Annotated in this window: 22 protein-coding genes; 8 read left to right on the forward strand and 14 right to left on the reverse strand. The window is 66.0% G+C overall.

Annotation, left to right across the window (positions count from 1 at the left end):
* On the reverse strand, positions 1-671 hold a 671-nt coding region (locus A9X05_RS28365), incomplete at its 3' end, for an alcohol dehydrogenase catalytic domain-containing protein (protein WP_156737064.1).
* 95 nt (positions 672-766) lie between these two features.
* Here A9X05_RS28365 and A9X05_RS28370 point away from each other — a divergent pair.
* On the forward strand, positions 767-1,672 hold the full coding sequence (locus A9X05_RS28370) for a helix-turn-helix domain-containing protein (protein WP_067785655.1): 906 nt from the start codon (positions 767-769) through the stop codon (positions 1,670-1,672).
* Between the two features lie 18 nt (positions 1,673-1,690).
* Here A9X05_RS28370 and A9X05_RS28375 read toward each other — a convergent pair whose 3' ends face one another.
* Genes A9X05_RS28375 through A9X05_RS28410 form a run of 8 tightly spaced genes read right to left on the reverse strand, consistent with a single transcriptional unit; the run spans position 1,691 to position 8,424 of the window.
* Positions 1,691-2,317, reverse strand: coding sequence for a TetR/AcrR family transcriptional regulator (locus A9X05_RS28375; protein WP_067785658.1), 627 nt, complete (start codon positions 2,315-2,317; stop codon positions 1,691-1,693).
* Between the two features lie 21 nt (positions 2,318-2,338).
* Positions 2,339-3,508 carry a lipid-transfer protein gene (locus A9X05_RS28380; protein ID WP_067747638.1) on the reverse strand — a complete coding sequence of 390 codons (1,170 nt, stop codon included), beginning with the start codon at positions 3,506-3,508 and terminating at the stop codon, positions 2,339-2,341.
* The gene (locus A9X05_RS28385; protein ID WP_067747641.1) at positions 3,505-3,957 is read right to left on the reverse strand and encodes a MaoC family dehydratase; all 453 of its coding nucleotides are present in this window, start codon (positions 3,955-3,957) and stop codon (positions 3,505-3,507) included. The genes A9X05_RS28380 and A9X05_RS28385 overlap by 4 nt, the downstream gene beginning before the upstream one ends.
* Complete coding sequence (locus A9X05_RS28390; RefSeq protein WP_067785661.1) at positions 3,954-5,063, reverse strand: acyl-CoA dehydrogenase family protein; 1,110 nt, start codon at positions 5,061-5,063, stop codon at positions 3,954-3,956. Before A9X05_RS28390 ends, A9X05_RS28385 begins: the two co-directional genes overlap by 4 nt.
* Positions 5,064-5,083: 20 nt before the next feature.
* Entirely contained in the window at positions 5,084-5,497 is a 414-nt protein-coding gene (locus A9X05_RS28395) for a Zn-ribbon domain-containing OB-fold protein (protein WP_067747644.1), read from the reverse strand.
* A complete protein-coding gene (locus tag A9X05_RS28400; protein WP_067747646.1) occupies positions 5,497-6,045 on the reverse strand; it encodes a MaoC family dehydratase N-terminal domain-containing protein in 549 nt (182 codons plus the stop codon). The genes A9X05_RS28395 and A9X05_RS28400 overlap by 1 nt, the downstream gene beginning before the upstream one ends.
* Positions 6,046-6,061: 16 nt before the next feature.
* Positions 6,062-7,249, reverse strand: coding sequence for an acyl-CoA dehydrogenase family protein (locus tag A9X05_RS28405; RefSeq protein WP_067747648.1), 1,188 nt, complete (start codon positions 7,247-7,249; stop codon positions 6,062-6,064).
* The gene (locus A9X05_RS28410; protein ID WP_067747650.1) at positions 7,249-8,424 is read right to left on the reverse strand and encodes a cytochrome P450; all 1,176 of its coding nucleotides are present in this window, start codon (positions 8,422-8,424) and stop codon (positions 7,249-7,251) included. The genes A9X05_RS28405 and A9X05_RS28410 overlap by 1 nt, the downstream gene beginning before the upstream one ends.
* Positions 8,425-8,684: 260 nt before the next feature.
* Here A9X05_RS28410 and A9X05_RS28415 point away from each other — a divergent pair, with 260 nt between their 5' ends.
* Positions 8,685-10,145: an aldehyde dehydrogenase family protein gene (locus A9X05_RS28415; protein WP_067747666.1), complete on the forward strand. Its 1,461-nt coding sequence runs from the start codon at positions 8,685-8,687 to the stop codon at positions 10,143-10,145.
* Complete coding sequence (locus tag A9X05_RS28420) at positions 10,142-12,538, forward strand: CaiB/BaiF CoA-transferase family protein (RefSeq protein ID WP_067785664.1); 2,397 nt, start codon at positions 10,142-10,144, stop codon at positions 12,536-12,538. The genes A9X05_RS28415 and A9X05_RS28420 overlap by 4 nt, the downstream gene beginning before the upstream one ends.
* 43 nt (positions 12,539-12,581) lie before the next feature.
* Here the strand turns inward: A9X05_RS28420 and A9X05_RS28425 are convergent, their stop codons facing one another.
* From A9X05_RS28425 to A9X05_RS28435, 3 genes are all read right to left on the reverse strand, one after another.
* Positions 12,582-13,058 (reverse strand): MaoC family dehydratase, encoded by a 477-nt coding sequence (locus A9X05_RS28425; protein ID WP_067785667.1) that lies wholly within the window; start codon positions 13,056-13,058, stop codon positions 12,582-12,584.
* Positions 13,055-14,248 (reverse strand): amidohydrolase family protein, encoded by a 1,194-nt coding sequence (locus A9X05_RS28430; RefSeq protein ID WP_067761256.1) that lies wholly within the window; start codon positions 14,246-14,248, stop codon positions 13,055-13,057. Before A9X05_RS28430 ends, A9X05_RS28425 begins: the two co-directional genes overlap by 4 nt.
* 103 nt (positions 14,249-14,351) lie before the next feature.
* A complete protein-coding gene (locus tag A9X05_RS28435; RefSeq protein ID WP_067761259.1) occupies positions 14,352-14,981 on the reverse strand; it encodes a cysteine hydrolase in 630 nt (209 codons plus the stop codon).
* Between the two features lie 49 nt (positions 14,982-15,030).
* Here A9X05_RS28435 and A9X05_RS28440 point away from each other — a divergent pair, with 49 nt between their 5' ends.
* Positions 15,031-15,468, forward strand: a complete 438-nt coding sequence (locus A9X05_RS28440) for a nuclear transport factor 2 family protein (protein WP_082969842.1) — start codon at positions 15,031-15,033, stop codon at positions 15,466-15,468.
* Between the two features lie 7 nt (positions 15,469-15,475).
* Here the strand turns inward: A9X05_RS28440 and A9X05_RS28445 are convergent, their stop codons facing one another.
* Both A9X05_RS28445 and A9X05_RS28450 read right to left on the reverse strand, forming a co-directional pair.
* Complete coding sequence (locus tag A9X05_RS28445; protein ID WP_067761262.1) at positions 15,476-16,378, reverse strand: TIGR03619 family F420-dependent LLM class oxidoreductase; 903 nt, start codon at positions 16,376-16,378, stop codon at positions 15,476-15,478.
* A complete protein-coding gene (locus A9X05_RS28450; protein WP_067761265.1) occupies positions 16,375-17,490 on the reverse strand; it encodes an acyl-CoA dehydrogenase family protein in 1,116 nt (371 codons plus the stop codon). Before A9X05_RS28450 ends, A9X05_RS28445 begins: the two co-directional genes overlap by 4 nt.
* A 246-nt stretch (positions 17,491-17,736) precedes the next feature.
* Between A9X05_RS28450 and A9X05_RS28455 the strand changes: the two genes are divergently transcribed.
* From A9X05_RS28455 to A9X05_RS28470, 4 genes are read left to right on the forward strand one after another with little or no spacing between them, the layout of a single operon-like run.
* Positions 17,737-18,933, forward strand: a complete 1,197-nt coding sequence (locus A9X05_RS28455; protein ID WP_067761268.1) for an amidohydrolase family protein — start codon at positions 17,737-17,739, stop codon at positions 18,931-18,933.
* Positions 18,934-18,940: 7 nt separating this feature from the next.
* Entirely contained in the window at positions 18,941-19,900 is a 960-nt protein-coding gene (locus A9X05_RS28460; protein ID WP_067785670.1) for an acyl-CoA dehydrogenase family protein, read from the forward strand.
* Positions 19,897-21,099 carry an acyl-CoA dehydrogenase family protein gene (locus tag A9X05_RS28465; RefSeq protein WP_067753785.1) on the forward strand — a complete coding sequence of 401 codons (1,203 nt, stop codon included), beginning with the start codon at positions 19,897-19,899 and terminating at the stop codon, positions 21,097-21,099. The genes A9X05_RS28460 and A9X05_RS28465 overlap by 4 nt, the downstream gene beginning before the upstream one ends.
* Positions 21,096-22,652, forward strand: a complete 1,557-nt coding sequence (locus A9X05_RS28470) for a class I adenylate-forming enzyme family protein (protein WP_067785673.1) — start codon at positions 21,096-21,098, stop codon at positions 22,650-22,652. Before A9X05_RS28465 ends, A9X05_RS28470 begins: the two co-directional genes overlap by 4 nt.
* Positions 22,653-22,706: the final 54 nt, after the last annotated feature.

The following is a 22,706-nucleotide window of genomic DNA, read 5'->3' on the forward strand; positions in this document are numbered from 1 at the left end:
GCGTCGAACACCGACCGCTGGGCCGGATCGACCAGAACATGCGCGCCGAACCCGGACTGGGCCAGTTCGCGGCGGTCGGCGCTGAAGTCGGACACGATGATCGGATCAACCCCCCGCGCGCTGAGCGCAGCGACCGCCGACAGCCCGATGGCGCCCGCGCCGACGACGATCGGGATCTCGCCGGGCTGCAGATTCGAGGCGCGGACATAAAACTCGCCGACCGCGAAGGCGTCGACCACGGCGACCGCATCGCTGGACACCGAGCCCTCTATCACCCTTGCGGTCGCCTCGGGTACCACAAGCAACTCTCCGAAACTGCCCTGCGCCTCGGGGTGCTGTCCGATAATGCGTAGACCGCCAGCGCCGCCGTCGACCAACCGGATCGGCATCGACGTCACCCTGGCCCCGATCGGGAAGGCCTCGCCGCATCCAGGGCCGTGGCCGATCACTTCACCCACGAACTCGTGCCCCAGGACAACGTCGCGGTCGGGGTCGTAGAGCGACCGACCCGTCGGATCGTCGATCGCCAATTCCGGATGGTCCATGTAGTGCACGTCGGACGCACAGATCGCGGTGCTGAGGGTCTTGAGCAGCAAATCGCCCTGCCCGGGAACGGGATCGGCAGTCTCGCGGACCGTAAGCTCCCCGCCTCGCAGCACTACGGCACGCACCGGCACTCACATCCTCATGCGGTATTCTCTACTATTAGAGAATAATTCATCTAAATACTGAGTCGACCGTAGAATGCGGCGCGAGAGGAGTCAAGATGCGCGGAGTCACGTCAGCACCGGCCGAGCGTGTCCTCGATGTCGTTGAGTTTCTCAGCAGGCCGGAGGATGGCGGGCACCGCTTCTCCGACGTCGCTCGCGAACTTGGCCTTTCTCAGGCCACGGCGCACTCCATACTCAAGACGTTGTGTGACCGCGGTTGGGCGACGCGTGATCCCATTTCCAAGAAGTTTGATCTTGGTCCCACTATTGCCCTCATCGCGGAGAGGTTCGAAGCAGCGCGCCCACTTCTGGCTGTCGCTCGCGAAGCCATCCACCGTCTCACTGAGGCAACCGGTGCGCCGGCCTCGGTGGTCGAGCGCAGTGGAGACGAACTCGTGATTACCGCGTTCGAAAGTCCCGACGGGTCTAACGCACCGGTCGCTTCCCTCGAGCGGATCCCCTATGCACCGCCGTTTGGGATCGCCTGCGCCGCATGGGATATCCCAACCCAACAGGAATCGTGGATTCAGCGCGGCGCGGCCGGAGACACGTCGCTGGCGGAGCGCCTTCGCGCAGTTTTGGCTCAGACGCGCGACCGCGGTTATGACGTCGATTGGATGACTCCCGCGCTGGCGCAGGCGGCTCATGCGATCGAGACGCTGTCTACCGAGACAGTGCCCCACAACTTGCGCTCCGTCGTCGACCAATTGCGCATCGAATTCATATCGGCGAACCTGCTATCCGGCGACGGCGCACGCGATGCGCTCCGGGTTGCCACCATCTCGGCGCCCGTCCTTGACGATAGGGGACATGTGCGACTCATCCTTGGGTTCCACCCACTACGCGCCATGACGATGAGCGAAATCCATGCTGCCGCGAAACCTCTGTTGCGCGAGATCGACCGAATGGGAGGCCACGCAGTGCCGTCTCTCGACGGCGCACGCGCCAAGGCGGAGTCCTAGGTGCACATCGACCTGCCGTCAGCTTTGCGGTCTCGGGAGCCACGCGCTGCTTCGTTTGCCTCGCTCATGGCCGAATCCCCGCACGACATACGCTCGGACGAAGTCGGCCACCGCGTCGTCATCCACGTCGAGATAGGGTGACGGGGTTGTGAACAAAGACAACAGGATTCGTGCAAACCACTCCGACGCCGATCGAACGTCGAGGTCGTTGCGCACCTCACCGGTCAGCCTCGCCGCGGAGATGTATGGCGCGAGAAATTCACCGCATTCCCGCACTAGGGTCGACGCGTTCTTGGTCAACATCAAGTTGACCTGTTCTTCGTCGAAATATGACTCGTGCTCCACCACCCGGCGGGCTTGGGTAACGAAAACCGCTGCGCGGACCAGCTTTTCCTCCAGGGTGCTGCCGCCGTCGCGGTCAATCGCCTTTGCCAGCTTGCGATAGAAGCTTTGTGACGCCTCCTCCGCGCAAGCCTCGACAATCGTCTCCTTGTCCCGGAAGTATTCGTAGAACGTGCTTCTGGACACGTCGGCGGCGCGTGCGATGTCGACGATCGTCGTCTTGCGCAAGCCGCGCGTTCGGAAGCAGGCGAACGCGGCCGAAATGAGCGCCGCTCGGGTGTCGACCGCGGTAGCCTGCGTCATCGGCTTTCCTCGCCTGCGTGCTCAGTGATCGGGGGCGAGAATCAAGCCACTGGTGGGAACGCCGGTGCCCGACGTGACCAGCACGTGTTCGACGTTGTCCACCTGATTGTGCGACGTGCCGCGCACCTGACGGACGCCCTCGGTGATGCCGTTCATGCCGTGGATGTATGCCTCGCCCAGCAGGCCGCCGTTGGTGTTGATCGGCATGCGGCCGCCGAGTGACAGCTCGTCGACCGAGACGAAGTCCTTGGCCTCGCCGCGGCCGCAGAAGCCGAGTTCCTCGAGTTGGGTGAAGACGAAGGGCGTGAAGTGGTCGTAGAGGAACGCCGTCGAAATATCTTGCGGTTTAAGGCCGGAATCCCGCCACAGTTTGTCGCCGACGACGCCCATCTCCGGCAGCCCGGTGATGTCCTCGCGGTAGTAACTCGTCATCACCTCGCCGTCATGGGCGGCGCCCTGGGCGGCGGCCGTGATGACGGCGGGCGGCTTGGCCAAGTCTCGTGCTCTCTCGACGCTGGTCACCACCATGGCAACGCCGCCGTCGCTTTCCTGACAGCAGTCGAGCAGTCGCAACACCGGCTCGATGATCCATCGTGATTGCTGGTGTTGCTCGAGGGTGATGGGCTTCCCGTAGAACCACGCATCGGGATTCCTCGCGGCGTGCTTGCGGTCGATGACGGAGATCTTGCCGAAGTCCGCGTTGGTGACGCCGTACGTCGTCATGTAACGGTGGGCGTGCAAGGCCACCCAGGCGGCCGGCGTCATGAAGCCGAACGGCGCGTAGGGCGCCATCCACAGCGGTGTCACGCCCGGCTGGCGGCCGGCGCCGCCGAAGCGGAAGCCGGAGCGCTCGTTGAAGGCTCGGTAGCACACCACCGCTTTTGCCGCTCCGGTCGCGACCGCCATGGCGGCCTGCATGACGGTGCCGGCCGCCGCGCCACCGCCGTGCGGAACCCGGGTGAAGAACGTCAGTTCCCGGATGCCGACGTTGCGGGCGACCTCGATCTCCTCGTTGTCGTCCACGCTGAAGGTGACCATGCCGTCGATGTCCGCGGGCGTCAGCCCGGCGTCGCGGATCGCGGCGAGCACCGCCTCGCACGCCAGTTGCATCTCGGTGCGGCCCGATTCCTTGGAAAACTCGGTCTGTCCGATACCGGCCAGCGCGGCTTTACCGCCGATACCGTCGCTCATAAGTCCACACCGTGGAGCAGGCTGAGCACCGCGGTCCCGGAGACGTGGTCACCGAGGCTGTTGGTGCCTTTGAAGGTGACCTCGACAAGTCCTTCGCGGTCGGTCTGGGACTTGTCCGTGACCGAACCAGTGAACCGGAGCGGATCATTCGGGTATGCGGGTACGCCGAGGCGGATGGACAGTTTCCTGATCATCGCCTCCGGGCCCGCCCAGTCGTGCAGGAATTTCACGCAGAGACCATTGGTCGTGAGGATGTTCAAGAAGATGTCTTTCGATCCTTGGGAGTTCGCGAAATCGCGGTCGTGGTGAACCGGCATGTAATCACGGGATGCGATGGCCCCGGCGACGATCAGCGTGGTGGTCACCGGAACATCCAGCGGGGCGACTTCGTCACCCACATTGATCGAGTCCCACGCCAGCGTGGTGGTGCGATCGGCGGTGGAGGTCATCTGCTTCCTTCCGGGTAGGTCGCGCCCAGGCGGGCGAGCTGGAGGGGGGCCGCGCCCAGGGAGAGCTCGATCTGCTTGCCCCACAGGAAATATCGGTGGAGCGGGTAAGTGACGTCGATGCCAATGCCGCCGTGGACCTGCTGGGCCGACGCCACGACCCGCGCTCCGGCTTCAGCCGCCCAGAACTTGGCGATGGCGGCCTCGCGCGTCGCGGGCCGACCCTCGGCGATCAGCCACGCGGCGTGCCAGGTGGTCCACCGGATCGCCTCGACGTCGATGAATGCATCGGCCAGCCGTTGCTGCACGGCCTGGAACGAGCCGATGGGTCTGCCGAACTGCTCGCGTTCGCCGGTGTAGGAAGCGGCGATCTTCAACGCGCGTTCGGCGACGCCGAGTTGCATCGCGCACAAACCGACCAGTGCCCTGGTGTACAGCGAGCCGACCGCGTCCGCGGCGCCACCCCCGTTGAGTCGATGCCCCACGACGCCAGTCAGTTCGACGTCCGCGTAGGGCTCACCGTTGGTGGTCGCCACCGGCGACACGGTCACGCCGTCGGCCGCCGCATCGACGACGAACAAGGCCGGGCCGTCGTCGGCTTGAGCCGAAACCACGATGGCTTCGGCAAGCTGCGCCGCCGGTACGAGCTCCTTGCTGCCGTCGAGGGTCCAGGCGTCGCCGTCGGCGCGCGCGGTTGTGCGTGGCGCGGTCGGGTCGGAGTTGCCCTGTTCGGCGAGCGCGGCTGTGAGGATCGTGCTGCCGTCCACCACTCCCGGGAGGTATCGCTCGTGGATAGCCGAGTCACCGTGTCGCGCAATGGTATCCGCGCCGAGCAGGAGGGTCGCGTAGACGGGCGCGGGCGCAACGCTCCAGCCGACCTCGGCGAGTAGCACGCCGAGCTCGAGGAAGCCGCGTCCGCTGCCGCCGACGGACTCGGGCAGCGCGATGCCCAGCAGGTCCGACGAAGCGAGTTCGCGCCACATCGCTTCGTCGTGGCGAACCCCGCCGGATTCCAGGTCGGTCAGAGCGTCGGGGGTGGCGCGGTGCTCGAAGAGTTGACGGGCCACCTTGCCGACCGTCTCTTGTTCTTCGGTGAAGGTAAAGTCCATGCTCGCTTGATGCCTCGTTGTCAGCGCGCGGGCCGGAACTGGTGCAGCACCAGCTCTTCCCCGCTCGGGATGGCTTCGAAATTCTCGTAGAAAACCTCGACGGGCAACCCGACCTCGATGGCGCCGGGCTCGATTTCGCACAGGTTCGACACGATGCGAACTCCTTCGTCGAGCTCGATCAGGGCGACCACGTAGGGATATTGGAGGAACGGCAGCGGAGGATATTGCGGCATGACAAAGCTGTAAACCGTTCCGCGGCCGGTCGATTCGACGGAATCCCAGTTGAGGGACTGGCAGTTCCCGCACATCGGGCGCGGGGGCACCCGCAGGGTCTTGCAGTCCGTGCACCGCTGGATCAGCAGCTTGTGGTCCCGAAGGCCCGACCAGAAGAATTCGGTGTCCGGACTGATCGACGGAGCGAGTCTGGTGGCCATCAGTTTCCCGTCTTGAACCGCAGGGTGCGGAACCGCTGGCGGCCGATCACCTCGCCGTTCTGGTCGCGATAGGTGGTGATCCAGGTGACGAAGTAGCCGTGGCCCATCGCCGTCTTCTTCTCGTCGGAGATCGTCTCGAAAACCGTTTCGGCGGTGATCTCGTCGCCCACCCGTGGGTAACGCTCGAGCTCGAACTCGGAGTTGGTGGCGACCGTGCCGGTGTAGCCCGCATCGGTCAGGAACTGCAGCGGATTCTCCTTGAGCTCGACGGGGACTCCGCCACGCTCGTGAATGCCTGCGAGCTTGGGTGGCGCCATGGTCCACGACTGCAGCATCACCGGAGGCGAGACGAGGCCACCGTAGCGAGAGGAGGAGGCAAACTCCGGATCCAGATAGGCGGGGTTCATATCGTCGAGCGCGTACGCCCAATGCCGAATCATTGCCGCATTCACGGGATCCGGCGCCTTGACCGGCTGTCCGGAACTGATGGGTCTACCGATGAGCGCGTCGAGGCGCTCGCGCAGCGGGTCCTTCGTTGTTTCGGTCACGGCTCGTACCTTCCTCTTAGGATGCGCCGGCCCGCATGTCGCGCGGCGCGCGCGGCATCCCCAGGCCTGCCATGGCGATGATGTCGCGTTGAAGCTCGTTGGCCCCGCCGCCGAATGTGTTGATGACCGCCATGCGATATGCGCTCTCCAATTCGCCCTTGAGTGGAGCCGCCGCGTCCTTGCGCGTACCGGCCTGGCCGACAACCTCGAGCAGTTCGCGGGCAACCTGCTGCGTGAGCTCCGTGCCGAACACCTTTGCCGCGGAAGCCTCGCCCATGCCGAGCGCGCCGGCGCTCATCGTCGAGTTCACGCGCAGATTGAGTAGTCGGTAGGCCGCGACCTGCGCTTCCACGCGGGCCAGCGCCTGCTGCACCCAGGGCTTGTCGATGACCATGCCGTCGTCCAGCGGCGTCGTCGACGCCCATTTCAGCGTCTTGTTGAACAGCGGTTCCAGGGCGCCGAGGTTGCCGAGCGCGGCGCGTTCCAGATTCAGCTGGTTGGTCACCAACGTCCAGCCCTGGTTCTCGCCGAGCACGATGGCGCTCTCGGGTACCCGGACGTCATCGTAGAAGGTGTAATACGTGGACACACCCGGCATGGTGTGTAACGGCTTCCAGGAGAACCCCGGCGAGTCGGTCGGCACGATGAAAAGGGTTATCCCCTTGTGTTTCTTCGCGTTCGGGTCGGTACGGGCGGCCAGCCAGATGTAGTCGGCGAACTCGGCCCCGCTGGTGAACATTTTCGAGCCGTTGATGACGAACTCGTCGCCGTCGCGCACCGCCGTGGTGCGCAGCGACGCGAGATCGCTGCCGGCCCCGGGCTCCGAGTAGCCGATCGCAAATTCGACGGTGCCCTTGAGGATGGCGGGCAGAAACTTGGCTTTCTGCTCCTCGGTGCCGTACTGAATCAGCGTGGGCCCCACGGTGTTGAGCGTGATCATCGGCAGCGGGGCGTTGACCCTGCGGGCCTCTTCCGAGAAGATGTACTGCTCCAGCGCGGTCAGGCCGCCGCCCCCGAATTCAACCGGCCAGGCGACGCCGAGCAGACCGGCCTCGCCGAGCGCGCGCCTGCATTCGGCGATCGCGGCGCCTCCCTCCGTCAGGTTGGCGACGGCGGCTCTGCGCTCCGGCGTCATCACCGCTTCGAGGCGGGTCCGGTAGTCCTTCCGAAGCTGTTCCTGTTCGGGTGTGTAGTCGAAGTCCATCAGCCGCTCGTTCCCAGTCGTACCGGCATGCTCTTCACGCCTGGCGTCATGGTGGCGCGCAGTCGCGTCACGTCGCCGGTGAGTTCGATCGACGGATACGTTCCCAAGAGCACCTCGAAGAACACTCGAGCCTCCAGCCGGGCCAGCTGGGCACCAAGGCAGGCGTGCTCACCCGCACCGAATGCGATGTGGGGGTTTGGGTTACGCGTGATGTCGAAGTCTTCGCTGGTAGGGCCGAAGATTTCTTCGTCGCGGTTGGCGGCGCCGTAGAGCATGACCACCGTGTCGCCCGCCTTGATCTGCTGGCCGCGGATCTCGACGTCCTCGGTGGCGCAGCGGGCCATGTGGGTGACCGGGCTGGTGAATCGCAACATCTCCTCGACCGCGCAGGGCAACAATTCCGCCGGGTTCGACCGCAGTAGCGCGAACTGATCGGGATGGTCGATCAACGCCAGCGTGCCCAACGCGATCAGATTGCGGGTGGTTTCGTTGCCGGCGACCAACAACAGGAACGAAAAATTCAGCAGGTCCGCGTCGCTGAGCTGCTCGCCGTCGACCTCGGCCGCCGCCAAAATGCTCAGCAGATCGTTTTGCCCGCTGACCTCACCGGATCGGCGAGCCGCGATGAGCTTGGTGAAATATTCGTAGAGCTCACCGAGCGCGACGAGGTGATCCATCTCGATGTCCGGATCGGCGGTGCCCACCGCCGCGTCAGACCACGTCCGAAACTTTTCCCAGTCCTCGGTCGGGGCCCCCAGCATCTCCGCGATCAACCGCGTCGGCAGGGGTGACGCGATGTCCTCAGCGAACTGCTGTGTCTTTGCCGGGTCGATGTTGTCCACTATGCCGCGCACGATCTCGCGCACCTTGGGTTCGAGCAACTGCACCTGGCGGCGGGTGAAGCCGGAGTTGATGAGCTTGCGAAGCTGCCGGTGGCGTGGGGGATCGGTGAAGATCAGGTTGCCCTCCTGAACGGGTTCGGGTTGGGCGGGATCCGGTATCGAGATGCCCTTCGTCGATGAGAAGGTCAGTGGGTGGCCGGAGACATAACGAATGTCCTCGTACTTCAACAGCGCCCAGAACTTGGTGACGTCATTCCACACGACAGGCGTGGTGTTGCGAAGCTCTCGGTAGACCGGGTACGGATCGCCGGCGTAGAAGTCGGGTGAATGCAATGGGACAGTAGTTGTGGGCACCGCATGCCTTCCTCGACACCGAGCTTGCTTCGGACAGATTTGAGAAGAATGTCCGTTTCCATGGTGTCTACAGTAGGCCCGGGCCATCTGTCAATCACGGCGTATATGACCGGAAATTACGTTAATTGCCGGTCAGGGCGCTGCAGCGGGTTGTGTACACACTGCCAAAGTATGTATGTTCTCGTAAGGCGCCGCCCGCAACGCGCCGCGAGCAAGCAGTCAGGGAAGGCAGGCGGATGATGGCTGGGTCTCGTTCCCTCCTCGAGGCTGAGGGGCACTACATCGACGGGCGGTGGACCGACCCGGACAGCGGGCGCTACGACGTCACGAACCCCGCGACCGAAGCGGTGATCGGAACGGCGCCCGACGCCAGCGTTGACCAAGTTGCGCAGGCGATCGGCGCCGCGAGAACGGCCTTCGATACGGGTCCGTGGCCGGCGGCCGATCCCGCCGAGCGTGCGCGGTGCCTGCAACAGCTCAGCGACGCGTTGCTGGCCAGGGGAGAGGAGATCTACGACCTCGCGCAGGCCGAATGGGGTTGTACCGCAAACGAGCGGCTGATTCACGTCGACGGACCGGTCTTCATGATGGGACACGCCGCCGAACTGGCAGTCGAACCCGCCGAGGCGCCCTTGGACGCGTGGGGTGCCGCGGGCACCACGCTGTTGCGCTACGAACCGCTCGGTGTGGTGGCGGCGATGACGCCGTGGAACTTCCCGCACACCCTCAATGTCATGAAATTGGGAGCGGCGCTCGCGGCCGGAAATACGCTCGTGCTCAAACCGTCCCCGCTGACGCCCCTTGCCGGGCTCGCCCTCGCCCGGGTCGTCCACGAGGACACCGACATCCCCCCGGGTGTGGTCAATGTGGTCACGCCGAACAGCCTCGAGGCCAGCAGAAGCCTGACCTTGGACCCCAGGGTCGACATGGTCAGTTTCACCGGCAGCTCGGTTGTGGGCCGCGACGTGATGGCGGGCGCGGCGACGACCATGAAACGAGTTCTGCTGGAATGCGGCGGAAAGTCGGCGACGATCCTGCTTCCCGACGTCGACATCACCGACGAATTCATGGAGCGTCTGCTGTTCGAGGGCTGCACGATGCATGCCGGGCAGGCCTGCATCCTCAACAGCAGGCTGCTGCTGCCGGACGCGATCCACGACGAAGTGGTGGACCGGCTCGCCGCGCTGGCCCGCGCGGTCGTGATCGGCGATCCCGTCGATCCGGCGGTCACCATGGGACCGCTGATCAGCCGCGAGCACCTCGACCGCGTCGAGGGCTTCGTCAAACGCGCTGAGGCCGACGGTGCGACCGTGGTGGCCGGGGGAGCCCGTCCGAAAGACCTGAACAAGGGCTTCTATTTCGAGCCGACGATACTCACCGATGCGTCGGCGGAGTCCTACATCGCGCAGGAGGAGGTGTTCGGACCCGTCCTGACGGTGTTGCGGTACCGCGACGACGACGACGCGGTGGCGATCGCCAACAACTCGGCCTACGGGCTAGGTGGCGCGGTTTGGGGACGTGACGTCGACCGTGCCGTGGGCATCGCCCGCCGGATCCGGACCGGGCAGGTGTCGATCAACGGGACCATCCCCGGGGACGCACCGTTCGGCGGCTTCAAGCAGAGCGGGATCGGCCGGGAGGGCGGTGTGATGGGACTGCGGGCCTACATGGAGCCGAAGGCCATCGGGATACCGGCGTGAACCGGCCGCTGACGGGGTTGCGTGTCGTCGAGCTCGCCTCCGAGATCGCGGGGCCGTATTGCACAAAGCTGCTCGTCGACCTGGGCGCCGACGTATGCAAGATCGAGCCGCCGGCGGGTGACCCGTTGCGCCGGTGGGGTCCGTTCCCCGCGAACGTTCCGGATCCCGAGCGATGCGGGCTGTTCGGGTATCTCAATGCGGGGAAACGCGGAACGACAGTCGATTTCGGTCAGGAGGATGGCCTCGCCGCCGTCCACGAGTTGATCGCGACGGCGGATGTGCTCGTGGAGGACCTGCCGGCGGGCTCGGCTGCCCGCCTGGAGTGGGGCCTGGACCTGGACGCCCTTGGCCGGATCAACCCCGGCCTCATAGTCGTCCGGATTTCGAGCTTCGGCCAGGAGGGACCGCTTCGCGACCGGGTGACGACTCCGTTGACCCTGCAGGCGGCCGCGGGGTGGGTCAACATGCGCGATCCCGGTCGGGCTCCGGTACAGGCGGGCGCCCGGATCCCGGAGTACATCGCGGGCTCGTATGCGGCCCTCGGGACGCTGACGGCACTGCGAATCGCCGCGGACGGAACGAACAGGCCCGTCGAGGTGGACGTCTCGATGTTCGAGTCGTTGCTGTCGACGCTGCCGTATCCGATGCTGATGGCGGCTCGCCTGAAAAGCCTTGGTCTGCCGACGAATTCCAAAGCCGCACCGATGCTGGGGATCGTTCGGGCCGCCGATGGCTGGATCGGCATCAACTGCCTGACCGGCCAGCACTGGCTGGACGTGTGCGCCATGGTCGGGTTGCCCGAATTCGGCGAGCATCAGCTCGCGGTCATGCTGGGTGGGCCAGAGCGCGGCGAGTTTTTTGCCAAGGCACAGCCCTTCCTCGATTCGATGACCGTCTCCGATCTGGTCGAGCTGAGTCAGGCCATGCGGATACCCGCCGCGCCGGTCACCGACGGCGACACCATTCTCGCCTGTCCGCAGTACGCCGAGCGGGGGTTCTTCGTCAAGGCCCCGACTGAATCCGGCGGGTTCACCAGACCTGGTGCGCCGTTTCGGTTTTCGAAGACGCCGAGCGCGCCATCGCTGCCTGCTCCCGCCCTCCGAAGTGCCACGCAGGCCGCTTGGGGCGAGCGGCAAGCACCCCGCCGGGAGGACGGCGTCCGCAATGTCGCCCTGCCGTTCGACGGTTTGAAGGTCTTCGACCTGAGCACCTTCTGGGCGGGTGCCTACCTGACGTGCTACCTCGGCGCGTTCGGGGCGGACGTGGTCAAGGTCGAATCCATCCAACGCCCCGACGGCCACCGCTACTCCGGCTCGTTACTCCGCGAAGGGGAAGACTGGTACGAACGGGGGCCACTTTGGCAGGGAACGAACCTCAACAAGCGCGATATCACCCTGGACCTCAACTCCGCCGCCGGCCGCGAGTTGGCCCTGCGGCTGGCCGCCGAGGCCGACGTGGTGGTGGAGAACTTCTCGCCGCGCGTGGTCGAGCAATTCGGGCTCGACTATGAGTCCCTCGCGAAGATCAATCCCGGCGTGATCATGGTGCGAATGCCCGGATTCGGTCTACAGGGGCCGTGGCGCGACTACGTGGGCTGGGCGCTGAACATCGAACAGGTGTCCGGGATGTCGGCGATAACCGGTTACCCGGATGGCCCGCCGTGCAACCTGCAGGGCCCCGCCGATCCCATCGCCGGCGTACATGCGGGTGTGGCGTTGCTGGCCGCGCTCGAGCATCGGCGGTCGACCGGTGAGGGCCAGCTCATCGAGGTCGCGCAAATCGAGGTTGGCGCTGCGGTGACCGCCGAACCGGTGATCGAGTACTCACTGACGGGCACGGTGCGGCCGCGGGAGGGAAATCGGCACCGCGAATACGCCCAAGGCGTTTATCCGACGGCCCGCACCGACGAGTGGATCGCGATCTCCGTGCGCGACGACGCCGACTGGGTCGCGCTGCTGGCCGCCATCGATCGTGACGAGCTGCGCGACGACCCGAGATTCGCGACTGCGGAAGCTCGCCGGCAACACCACGACGAATTCGACGAGGTGCTCGCGAGTTGGACGAGCAGGCGACCCGCCGGTGAGCTGGTGGCAACGCTTGTCCGACAACGCGTCCCAGCCGAGCGTCTACTTGCAGCCGACGAGATGTATGACGTCGAACAGCTCGATGCGCGCGGTTTCTATCAGGATTTGGCCCACCCGATCACTGGCCGACAGAGGTTTCCGGGCTGGCCATTTCAGATTTCGCCGGGCCCCGCACACCACCACCGGACCGCCGCACCGACGCTGGGTCAGCACAACGCCGAGGTGCTTGGGGCGCTTGGACTGTCCGATGCGGACATCGACGCGTTGCAGGAGCAACGCGTCATCGGCCAACGCATTCTCAACGCGTAGCGATACCCGCCGCCGTCAGCCCCGGCGGGCGTGTGTCGTGTGGTCAGGCGTCGACCATCGCCGCGATCGTGTCGACGACGCACGCCGGTCGGTCGTTGCCCTCGACTTCGACCGTGACGCGCACCGTGGCCCGTCCCCCCTTGTCGTTGCGCTCCACCTTCAACAGCTCGGCCCCCGCCCGGATGCGCGAGTCGACCGGCACCGGCGCGGGGAACCGAAGCTTGTCGGAGCCGTAGTTCACCTGCATCGCCAGCCCGGTCACCTTATAGATCTGTTGCACCAGGATGGGTACCAGCGACAAGGTTAGATAGCCGTGTGCGATGGTCCTGCCATACCGACCGCTGGCCGCCCTCTCCCGGTCGACGTGGATCCACTGATGGTCACCGGTTGCCTCGGCGAAGAGATCGATCTCCTTCTGCGTGACCCGATGCCAATCGCTGTACCCAAGGTGCTCGCCGACGTGAGCCTCGAAGTCCGCGATCCCCTCGTAAACCGTGGGGCCAGCGGGCGCCTGGGTCACGCCGCGACCTTGACCTTCAAGTGCTCGATCGCGTTGCCGCCCATGATCTTCGCCTTGGCCGAGTCCGGGATGCCGTCCAGCCGGTCGACGAAGCTCAGCGGGTCGCCGATACCCTCGGGGTGCGGGAAGTCGGAGCCGAACATGACGTGGTCCTCGCCCATGATGTCGACGATGCCCTTGACGTCGTCCTCTAGGAACGGGTGGATGTAGATGTTGCGCTTGAACACCTCGACCGGGTGCTCGTCGAACTCCTTCGGCATGATCTTGTACGCCGTGTTGAGCTGCTCGAGCAGGTTGCGCACCCAGCCGCTGCCGTTCTCCACGCAGAAGATCTTCAGATCCGGGAAGCGCGAGAGCGCGCCGTGGCAGATCATGGCGGCCAGGGTGTCCTCGATGGCCCGGTGCCCCATCACGACCTCGCGCAGGGCGCTCGGTGCGAAGGACAGGTACTCGTCGCCGCCCTCCCATTCCATGAGGTGTTTTTGGTAGCCGCTGTCCGAGGCGTGCATGGTGACCGGCATGCCGGCGTTGACGACCTCCTCCCAGAACGGGTCGAACTCGGGCAGCCCCATGGATCGCGAGCCGCCGAAGCGACTGGGCACCGGCGCGGGCCGAACCAGGAATGTCTTCATACCGCGCTCCAAGCACCAGTGCAGTTCCCTGATGGCTTCGTCCACGATCGGCAGGCAGATGACGGGTGTGGCGAAGATCCGATCGTGGTAGTTGAACGTCCAATGCTCGTGCATCCACTCGTTGAGCGCGTGGATGATCGCGTGGGTGAGGACGACGTCGTCGGTGGTGCGCTCCTCGATGAGGCTGGCGAGGGTCGGGTACATCACACACTGGTCGAGCCCCAGTTCATCCATCAGCTCCAACCGCGGGGCGGGCGCCTGGTAGGCGGGGATGACATCCATTGCCTCGCCGATGAACTCGCGAAAGTTGAGGCCCTCGGGGTTGTTGCCGAGGAAGTAGTCCTCGGCGCTGCCCGGCCTGGCAACCCGCGCGAACGTCGGGTTGGGGATCATGTGGCTGATGCGGTCCTTGACAACCAGTTTGGGCCTGCCGCTGACCTCGACGTAACCGACCTTCCCGCGGTGCTCCTTGGGCAGGTATTTCGTGAGCGCGTCCGTCGTCTCGTACATGTGGTTGTCGATGTCGAAAACCGGATACGGCAGTGATCGGGACGACATGTGACTCTTCCTCCTGAGCAGCGAATATGATCATTTACGCTATTTGAGAACGACGTTATCACCATCGCCCGGCAACATCCACATCTGGGGCGCCGGCGACAGGTCACACCGCTGCATTCCACACGTCGATGACCGCGCTCGACGGGGTCACGGTGGCGAGCAGGGACAGCGTGTTGTCGATGATCGAATCGGCATACTCGCGCGGGTACCCACTGACCGCGTCCCGCGGTAGGACGAACTGATAGCCACGGTTGACCGCATCCATGACGAAGTTGGTGATCGCGATATTCACCGACACGCCAACTCCGACAATGGTTTTGATTCCCAGGTTGCGCAGCATCGAGTCCAGGTCGGTGCCGCACATCGGGCCGACACCGTGGGTGCGGGTGAGCACAAGGTCGGAGTCGCGTGGACCCAATTCCGGGAGCACCGAGGCGCCCGCGCTACCGGGCGTCAGGTCGACGCTGAAGGATTTCCCCGCCGCGAACAACCGGGCGTTCGTGTTCGAACCGCGACCGTCGGCGCGCCGCTGTATCAGGCAGTGCACGACCGTCACGCCGGCCGCCCTGGCCGCATCGAGCAGCCTGGCAATGTTGGGAATGGCTTCTCGCCGGGCCTCCTCGGCGAGCAGCGGAAGGCCGGCCTGCGGCCCGATCACCCCGCCCTGACACTCTTGGGTCACCAGCGCGGTTGTCACCGGATCGAGCAGGTCCTCAAGGCTTGGTTGCGGCATGAGAATAAACGTTATCGTGTGCTGGAACGGTCATTAACGAGGAGGTCAGGTGGAGGCGTGGGAGCTCGAGGTTCGGGAGTCGGTGCGACAGACGTTGGCCGACTACACCGCGGCCACAGACCGATTCGATCTTCGCGCGCTGGCCGCATGCTTCGGCGACGAGGGCGTGCTGGAATTCACCGGGGGGGACGGGCCGCTGACGGGACCCTCGGCGATCGAGGCGGGCCTGGGCGCCGCTGTGACAAAGCCTGGGCAATCGGGGCGGCGGGCGCCGACTCATGTCCGCCACCACGTCACCAGCATCAGGTTCGGGTCGGTGGCCCGCGACAGGGTCGAGGTCAGCAGTTATTTCGCCGTCCACACCGACATCGGGCTCGACCACTGGGGCCGCTACCGCGACGTACTGACACCCGTCGACGGTCGGTGGCTGTTCGCCCATCGCCGGATCAGCGTGGACGCATTCGCCGCCGGCAGTCTGATGGCGTGACGTCGCGTCACCCGGCGATGAACTCGTCGGCGAAGGCGCGGGCACGGTCGATGACTTCGGTCCGGTCGGCACCTGCCGGCGCGATGGTGAGCCAGGTGACCCCGGCGGACTCGAGCCGCGCGATCGTCGCGTGACGTTCGTCGGCCGACTTACCGTCGTCCAACAGGTTTCCCGCCGAGAAACAGATCTCCAGCGGTGCGGTGCGGCCGATCTCGGCCGCGTACTGCTTGGCCCAGTCGATGGCGAGCGCCAGGTCATCGATCGTCGAGATTTCCGCTGTGCGCGAGGCCGCCGCGTAGCCGAACGTATTGAACGGCGCCCACCCCTGAGCGCGTGACACCGCCCGGCGAACCGCCGCCTTGCTGTTGCCGCCGACCCAGACCGGGGGCGGACTCGCGGGCAGCGGCCGCAACCGGACGCCGCGGGCGGCGAACGACGTCCCCTCGTACGCGAGGTCGCCGCCGCCGAGCACCTTGTCCAGCACATCGAGGGCCTCATCGAGCAGGGCACCGCGGTTGTCGAAATCGACTCCCAGGGCCTTGAATTCGGGCTTCAGGTATCCCGCCGCGGTGCCCAGGATCAGCCGGCCCCCGGACAACACCGCGAGGCTTTGAATCGATTTGGCGCCGAGGAACGGGTTGCGGTAGGCGGCGATGTAGACATTGGTCAGCAGCTTGACGTGGGTCGTTGCGGCGGCGGCGAAGGCCAACGCGACGAACGGATCGAGGGCGTGGTGCCCGCCGTGGTCGAGCCACTTGGAGTCCGGTGCGGGGTGGTCGGTGACATGGACCGCCGCGAATTTGCTCGCCTCGGCCGCTCGCGCGATGTCGGCAATGGCGTCGGCGGTGACGAACTCGTCCACCGCCTCGACTCGCTGGGTGGGCAGTTCGAGAGAGAAAGAAACGGTCACGTGGGTCCTTTCGTCGCGGAGACAAGTGTGGCCAGTCGTTGGGCGTGGTAGTCCGGGTCGCCGAAGATCAACTGGGTGGCCTTGGCGCGGCGGGCGAAAAGGTGGGCGTCGTGTTCCCAGGTGAAGCCGATACCGCCGTGGATGCGCATGTTGTCGAGCGCGACGTGGAGGAAGGCCTCGGAACACACCATTTTCGCGACCGACGCGGCGGTCGGCAGCTCATCGGTGTGGGCCACTTCGGCCGCATGCGACACGGCGGAAAGCGCACCCTCAACCTGAACCAACATGTCCGCGCACCGATGCTTGATCGCCTGGAAACTGCCGATGGGCCGACCGAACTGGATCCGTTGCTTGGCGTAGTCGACGGCCATGTCGAGGCAGCGCCGCGCGGCGCCCACCTGTTCGGCAGTCAGCGCCACGATGGCGAGGTCCGAAGTGTGTGCCAGGAAGTCGGCCGCGGCCCCCTCCGTGCCGATCAGCGCCGCCCGGACACCGCCGAACTCCAGCCGGGCGAATTTTCGGGTGCGGTCGAGTCCTGCCAGCGGGGTCCGGCGGACCCCCTCTGACCCGGCCCGAATCGCCAGCAACGAGATGCCGGCTTCGGTATTGGCCGCGGCGAGGATGACGTCCGCGGTGTGACCGTCGATCACGAGCGGCGCCTCACCGTGGACCCGGTAGGCGCCGCCGCTGCGGTCGGCACGCAACGTCACTGCACCGGGGTCCCAGGCGCCAAGGCGGCCGTTGAGGATCAGCGTTGCGGTGGCAGAGCCGTCAACGAAGCCGGGGATGAACTCTTCGGCCGCGGCATCATCGCCGCTGGCGAGAATGGCCTGGGTCGCCATGGCCACGGTGGCGAAGAAGGGGGAGCACAGCAACGTGCGCCCCATTTCCTCAAAGACCACCGCCAGTTCGGCCATGCCCGCACCCGCCCCGCCCCACCGCTCGGGAACCCCGATGCCGTGCAGCCCCAACTCGCCGGCCATCTGGCGCCACGATGCCTCGTCGTAGCCGGTTTCCGTCGCCATCAACTTGCGCACGGTCTCGCTGGGTGATGTGGCCGTCAGGTAGTCCCGAACGACCGCGCGGAGCTCGTCGAGCTCACCGGTCGGCACGCGCAGCCTCCCGGCTCGGCCGTGTCGCGGGATCGGCCATCCACAAGCCAATCGCTGCGGGCCCGATCCTCTTGTCTCCCAGCGGTTGTGAAGGTCTCATGTCTCCTCGGTGCGATTGCGGCCGAGCCGGCGCCGCCCGCTGCTCGAGCCCTTCGGGCATCCAGCCCGGGATGGCCATTGCCGCACCAGGATAGTATGTTTTCTGGAAATAGAGAATTTACATTCTCACTAAAGGAGACCGACGCGGTGACCACGAAACTCGATTACGGCATCTTCGACTGCGATACGCACTGCTACGAGACGCGGGATGCGTTCACCCGCTATCTGCCCGAAAAGTTCCGAGACCGGGCGATCACCACCGTACGCGGGGCCGACGGCGTCGAGGTGATCCTGGCCGGCCATCGCGTCGCGACCTTCAACAGCGAGGGCGGTTTGGGCCTGGATGTCGCCTACCGGCCAGGCTCGCTCAAGGAGATGCTCAGGCAAATGGGATCGGGCAACCCCGAGGAGTCTTACGAGCCGCAACCCATGCAACCGGAATTCGTCGAGCGTGCCGCCCGGCTGGCCGTCATGGCGGACCAGAACATCGAGCGGATGGTCATCTATCCCAGCGGTATGGCGCTGGCGGCGGAACACTACGTCGACGACACTGCGGCACTGTATGCGAATCTGCGCTCGTTCAACCGATGGTTCGACGAAGAGTGGGGCTTCAACTACGACGACAGGATCTATGCGACGGCGCTGATGTCGTTGCGCGACTTGGATTCCGCGATCGCGGAGACCGAGGCGATCATCGCGCAGGGAGCGAAGTTCGTGCTGCTGCCGACGGGGCCGGCCTACGGCCGGTCACCGGGCGACCCGTACTTCGATCCCATTTACGCGCGCCTGCAGGAGGCCGGCTGCGTCCTGGTGTTCCACATCATGCCGTTCTGGTACTTCAATGCGATTTCGCCCGCGTGGGGCCAGGACCCCGACCCGGCCTCCTGGCACATGTCCGCGTGGCAGTGGATGAACATCTACGGGCAGCGGCCGATCGAGGAGACGTTGTCAGCCCTCATCTTCGACAATCTCTTCGGCCGCTTTCCGGGTCTGAATGTCCTCGTCGCCGAGCACGGCGCGGAATGGGTGCCGTTCTTCGTCCGGCACATGGACAAGAGCCGCGGCATGGGCCGCAACGGACCATGGATCGGCGGGAAGCTCACGGAGCGACCGTCGGCGATCTTCCGCCGTCATGTTCGGGTCGTGCCGTACCCCGAGGACGACATCCCGGCGATCGTCGCGAGCCTGGGATACGACGACTGCCTGGTCATGGGCTCGGATTACCCGCACGCCGAAGGGCTGGCCGTGCCGGCCGAGTTCGCCAAGTTGCTCGACCCGCTCGACGACGCCACCAAGCGACGGATCATGCGCGACAACGCCGACCAGCTGCTCGCCCGCAGCTAACGGCGCGATGGCGGACGAGGACGTCGACCTCGACCTGTTGAGAGCGTCGGCGCGGGAGTTCCTGGCCGAACGCGGCGAGCGGGGATCGGTCAAGGACCTTGCCGAAATGGACTGGACCGGCCTGCTCGTGGATGAGGTGCTGGGGGGCACCGGGTGGCGTCCGGTCGAGGCCTGCGTCGTGGCGGAGGAGCTTGGTCGAGCGCAGGACGGGTCGGCGTGGTTGGGAACCACGATCGGTGCCGCGGCGCTCGCCTCCGCGCCCGGGTACCCCAGGCAACAGTTGCTGCCCGGCCTGCTCGCCGGGACCGCGACGGCCGGCGTCGCGATCGTCGGCGAGCCCGCACGGATCATCCGCGGCGACCAGGCCGACATCGTCATACTCCTGGGAAGCAACGGAATTCACCTGCTGCGCGATTTGGATCGCGACCAGTTCGAGTTGGACCCCGACCTGCTGGACGTCACCCGAACCGTATGGCGTTTCGACGCGAAGGCCGCACCCGGCGACGTGATCGGATCTGTCGAACGGGCCGACCAGTTGGCCGCCGTGGCCCGACTGCTGGTCGCCGCCGATTCGGTGGGCGCCGTGTCGATGACCCTCGAGCGGCTGACGGCATACCTCAAGGAGCGCATCGCATTCGGGGCCCCGATCGCGAGCTTTCAGGCGATTCAGCACCGGCTGGTCGAGCTGCTGGTCTTCGAGGTCAAAGCGCGCGCCGTCGTCATGAGGGCGGCGCGGGCACTCGCTGCGGGAGAGGAGAGGGCGACCTTGCTGACGGCGGCGGCGCACGCGTTCGTCGCGGCGAAGGCCGCCGCCGCCGTCGACGAGTGCATGCAACTTTCGGGCGGCATCGGTTTCACGTGGGAGTATCCGCTGCATTACGAGCTGCGTCGGGTCTTCACCAACGGCCACCTGATCGGCACGGCGCGTTCGAGCCGGGCGCTGGTGGCGGAGGTGTCGGGTTGGTGAGCGTGGTTTGGAGCCGTCCCACCGATGCGCAGCTGGCCGACTTCAGAGAGCGGGTCAGGGCACACATCGCCGAACACGCGCCGCCGATCGAAGCCCGCGAAGGCCACCGTGCGCCGCAGACCCCCGCGCAAGAAGCCCTGCTGCGCGCGTGGTTCGCCGGCCTGTTCGAGGCGGGCCTCGTGGGCGCGGATTGGCCGGTCCAACACGGCGGTCGCGACGATCACCACCCACTGCACGACCGCATCGTCAGCGAGGAGATCCTGCGCGCCCGCGCGCCACGCCCGGTGGACCAGGTGAACCTGGCGGCACACGTGCTCTTGCACTTCGGATCCGACGAGCAGAAGCAGCGGCTACTGCCACCCATCCGGCGCAGCGAGCACGTCTGGTGCCAACTGCTCAGCGAACCCGATGCGGGTAGCGACATCGCCGCGGTGCGCAGCCGCGGGGTGCGGCAACCCGACGGCGGTTGGGTGATCGACGGCCAGAAGACCTGGATCACCGACGGACACTGGGCCGACATGGGCCTCGCCCTGATCCGCACCGACCCGACGTCCTCGCGCCACCACGGCCTGTCCGTCTTCACCGTGCCGCTCTCGGCGGAGGGTGTCGAGGTTCGTCCGATCCGCACGATCGGCGATGCGATCGAGGTCAATGAGGTCTTCCTCAGCGGGGTCGAGCTCGGTCCGGAGAGCCTGATCGGCGAGGTGGGCCAGGGCTGGTCGATCATCATGGCCGGCTTGGACTTTGAACGATTCGGCATCGGCGGCAACGTCATCTTGCTCGAACTCTTGATCGACGATTTGGTCACCGTGGCCCGGAACGCGCTCATCGACGGCGAGCCCGCACTGGACTCCACCGACATCCGCCAGCAGGTCGCCGAGTTGGCCGTCGAGGCCGAGGTAGCCAAGGCGTTCATCGACGACCATGTGGAGCGGCTGACGTCGGGTGAGGAACGACCGGGCGACGGCTCGATCGCGAAGTTGAGCTTCGCCGAAACCTATCACCGTGTCGCGGCCTATGGCGCCGAGCTGGCCGCATCGGCGATTGCCGCGGGGACTGCGGACCCCGATGTGGATCGCGCCAAACAACGCCTGCGTGAATGCTGGCTGTGGTCCCGGGCCTACACGATATCCGGTGGCAGCTCGGAAATGATGCGCAACATCCTGGCCAAGCGGCGACTGCACTTGCCGAGCCGATGACCGCATACCCGGCGGCGGAGACCTATTGGTCCCTGGTCGAGACGGCGGCGCGGGCGCATCCCGATCGGGTGGTCCTAGTCGACGACTACGGTCGGGCCCTGTCGTGCGAGCAGCTGTACGAATCCGCACTGACATGCGCGGCGGCGTTGGCGCAACGCGGAATTGGCGCGGGAACGGTGGTGTCGTGGCAGCTGCCGACGACGCTGGAGACGATGGTCGTCATGGTGGCGCTGGCGCGCCTCGGGGCGGTCCAAAACCCGGTACTGCCGATCTGGCGGGAGAGCGAATTACGTTTTGTGACAACGCAGCTCGCGACCGACGTCCTCATCGTTCCCGGGGTGTGGCGCAATTTCGACCACATCGCGCTCGCCCAGCGGATCGGTGATCAGCAACCCATGACTGTCGTGGTCATCGACCACGACGAGCCCATCACCGGCGCACTTCGGCTACCCGCCGGTGATCCGGCGGCGCTGCCTGCGCCGCCACAATCGGGCGAGGAGCCGCGCTGGATCTACTATTCGTCGGGCACAACGGCGTCCCCGAAAGGCGCGCGGCACTGCGACCGCTCGGTCATCGCCGGCTCGGCAGGCGTCGTCGCCATCGTCGGCGCCTCCAGTAGCGACGTCAACCCGATCGCCTTTCCGGTGTCGCACATCGGGGGAGCCGCCATGCTCGCTGCCGCCCTCCATACCGGCATGCGACTGGTGCTCTTCGACACCTTCGATCCCGTGGAGACCCCCTTCGCCATCGCTGCGCACCGGCCGACTCTGCTGGGCAGCGCCACCCCGTTCTTCGTCGCCTTCATGGCGGCGCAGGCAAAACACGGCGCCGAACCGCTATATCCCGATCTGCGTGGCTGTGTCGGCGGTGGTGCACCCATCACCGCGGAGTTGGGACATCAAGTGCGGCAGACCTTCTCGGTCGACGGTGTGGCCAATTCCTGGGGACTGACCGAATTTCCGGTCGCCACCTCCCAAGCACCGAACGGCCCTCCGGAGCTGCTGGACCACACCGTCGGCAAACCCGTGCCGGGCGTCTCAGTGCGAGTCGTCGACGAATCCGAGCGGCCGGTCGAGCCCGGGGAGGAGGGGGAGCTGCGGCTCAAGGGCCCGCAATGCTTCCTCGGCTACGTCGATGCGTCATTAGATGCCCAGGCATTCGACGCCGGCGGGTGGTTTCGCACCGGCGATCTGGGACGCATCGACCAACAGGGCAATGTCGTCGTCACGGGGCGCATCAAGGACGCGATCATCCGCAACGCGGAGAACATCTCGGCCCTCGAGATCGAGGGCGTCCTGGCGAGCCACCCTGCGATCGCCGACGTCGCGGTCATCGGCGTACCCGATGAGCGGACCGGCGAACGGGTGTGTGCCGTCGTCGTCGCCCGCCCGGGTGCGGCGGTCACGCTCTCTTCGGTTTCCGGACATTGCCAAGCCCGGGGGCTGAGCAGGCACAAGTCGCCCGAACGGCTCGAGATCGTCGATGCGCTGCCACGTAATCTCACCGGCAAGGTGCTCAAGAATGAACTCCGGACCCGGTTCGGGGACCGGTGAGCGTTCGTGACAACCCCGATCCGATTCCCGGGCAAGGCGATCTCCTGCCCGAGA

Source organism: Mycobacterium sp. E3298 (assembly GCF_001666895.1).
Classification (GTDB): Bacteria; Actinomycetota; Actinomycetes; order Mycobacteriales; family Mycobacteriaceae; genus Mycobacterium.

Coding starts and splice junctions, on each gene's coding strand:
- A9X05_RS28370 (WP_067785655.1), top strand. CDS start 767: ATGCGCGGAGTCACGTCAGCACCGGCCGAGCGTGTCCTCGATGTCGTT.
- A9X05_RS28375 (WP_067785658.1), bottom strand. CDS start 2,317: ATGACGCAGGCTACCGCGGTCGACACCCGAGCGGCGCTCATTTCGGCC.
- A9X05_RS28380 (WP_067747638.1), bottom strand. CDS start 3,508: ATGAGCGACGGTATCGGCGGTAAAGCCGCGCTGGCCGGTATCGGACAG.
- A9X05_RS28385 (WP_067747641.1), bottom strand. CDS start 3,957: ATGACCTCCACCGCCGATCGCACCACCACGCTGGCGTGGGACTCGATC.
- A9X05_RS28390 (WP_067785661.1), bottom strand. CDS start 5,063: ATGGACTTTACCTTCACCGAAGAACAAGAGACGGTCGGCAAGGTGGCC.
- A9X05_RS28395 (WP_067747644.1), bottom strand. CDS start 5,497: ATGGCCACCAGACTCGCTCCGTCGATCAGTCCGGACACCGAATTCTTC.
- A9X05_RS28405 (WP_067747648.1), bottom strand. CDS start 7,249: ATGGACTTCGACTACACACCCGAACAGGAACAGCTTCGGAAGGACTAC.
- A9X05_RS28415 (WP_067747666.1), top strand. CDS start 8,685: ATGGCTGGGTCTCGTTCCCTCCTCGAGGCTGAGGGGCACTACATCGAC.
- A9X05_RS28430 (WP_067761256.1), bottom strand. CDS start 14,248: ATGTCGTCCCGATCACTGCCGTATCCGGTTTTCGACATCGACAACCAC.
- A9X05_RS28435 (WP_067761259.1), bottom strand. CDS start 14,981: ATGCCGCAACCAAGCCTTGAGGACCTGCTCGATCCGGTGACAACCGCG.
- A9X05_RS28460 (WP_067785670.1), top strand. CDS start 18,941: ATGGCGGACGAGGACGTCGACCTCGACCTGTTGAGAGCGTCGGCGCGG.
- A9X05_RS28470 (WP_067785673.1), top strand. CDS start 21,096: ATGACCGCATACCCGGCGGCGGAGACCTATTGGTCCCTGGTCGAGACG.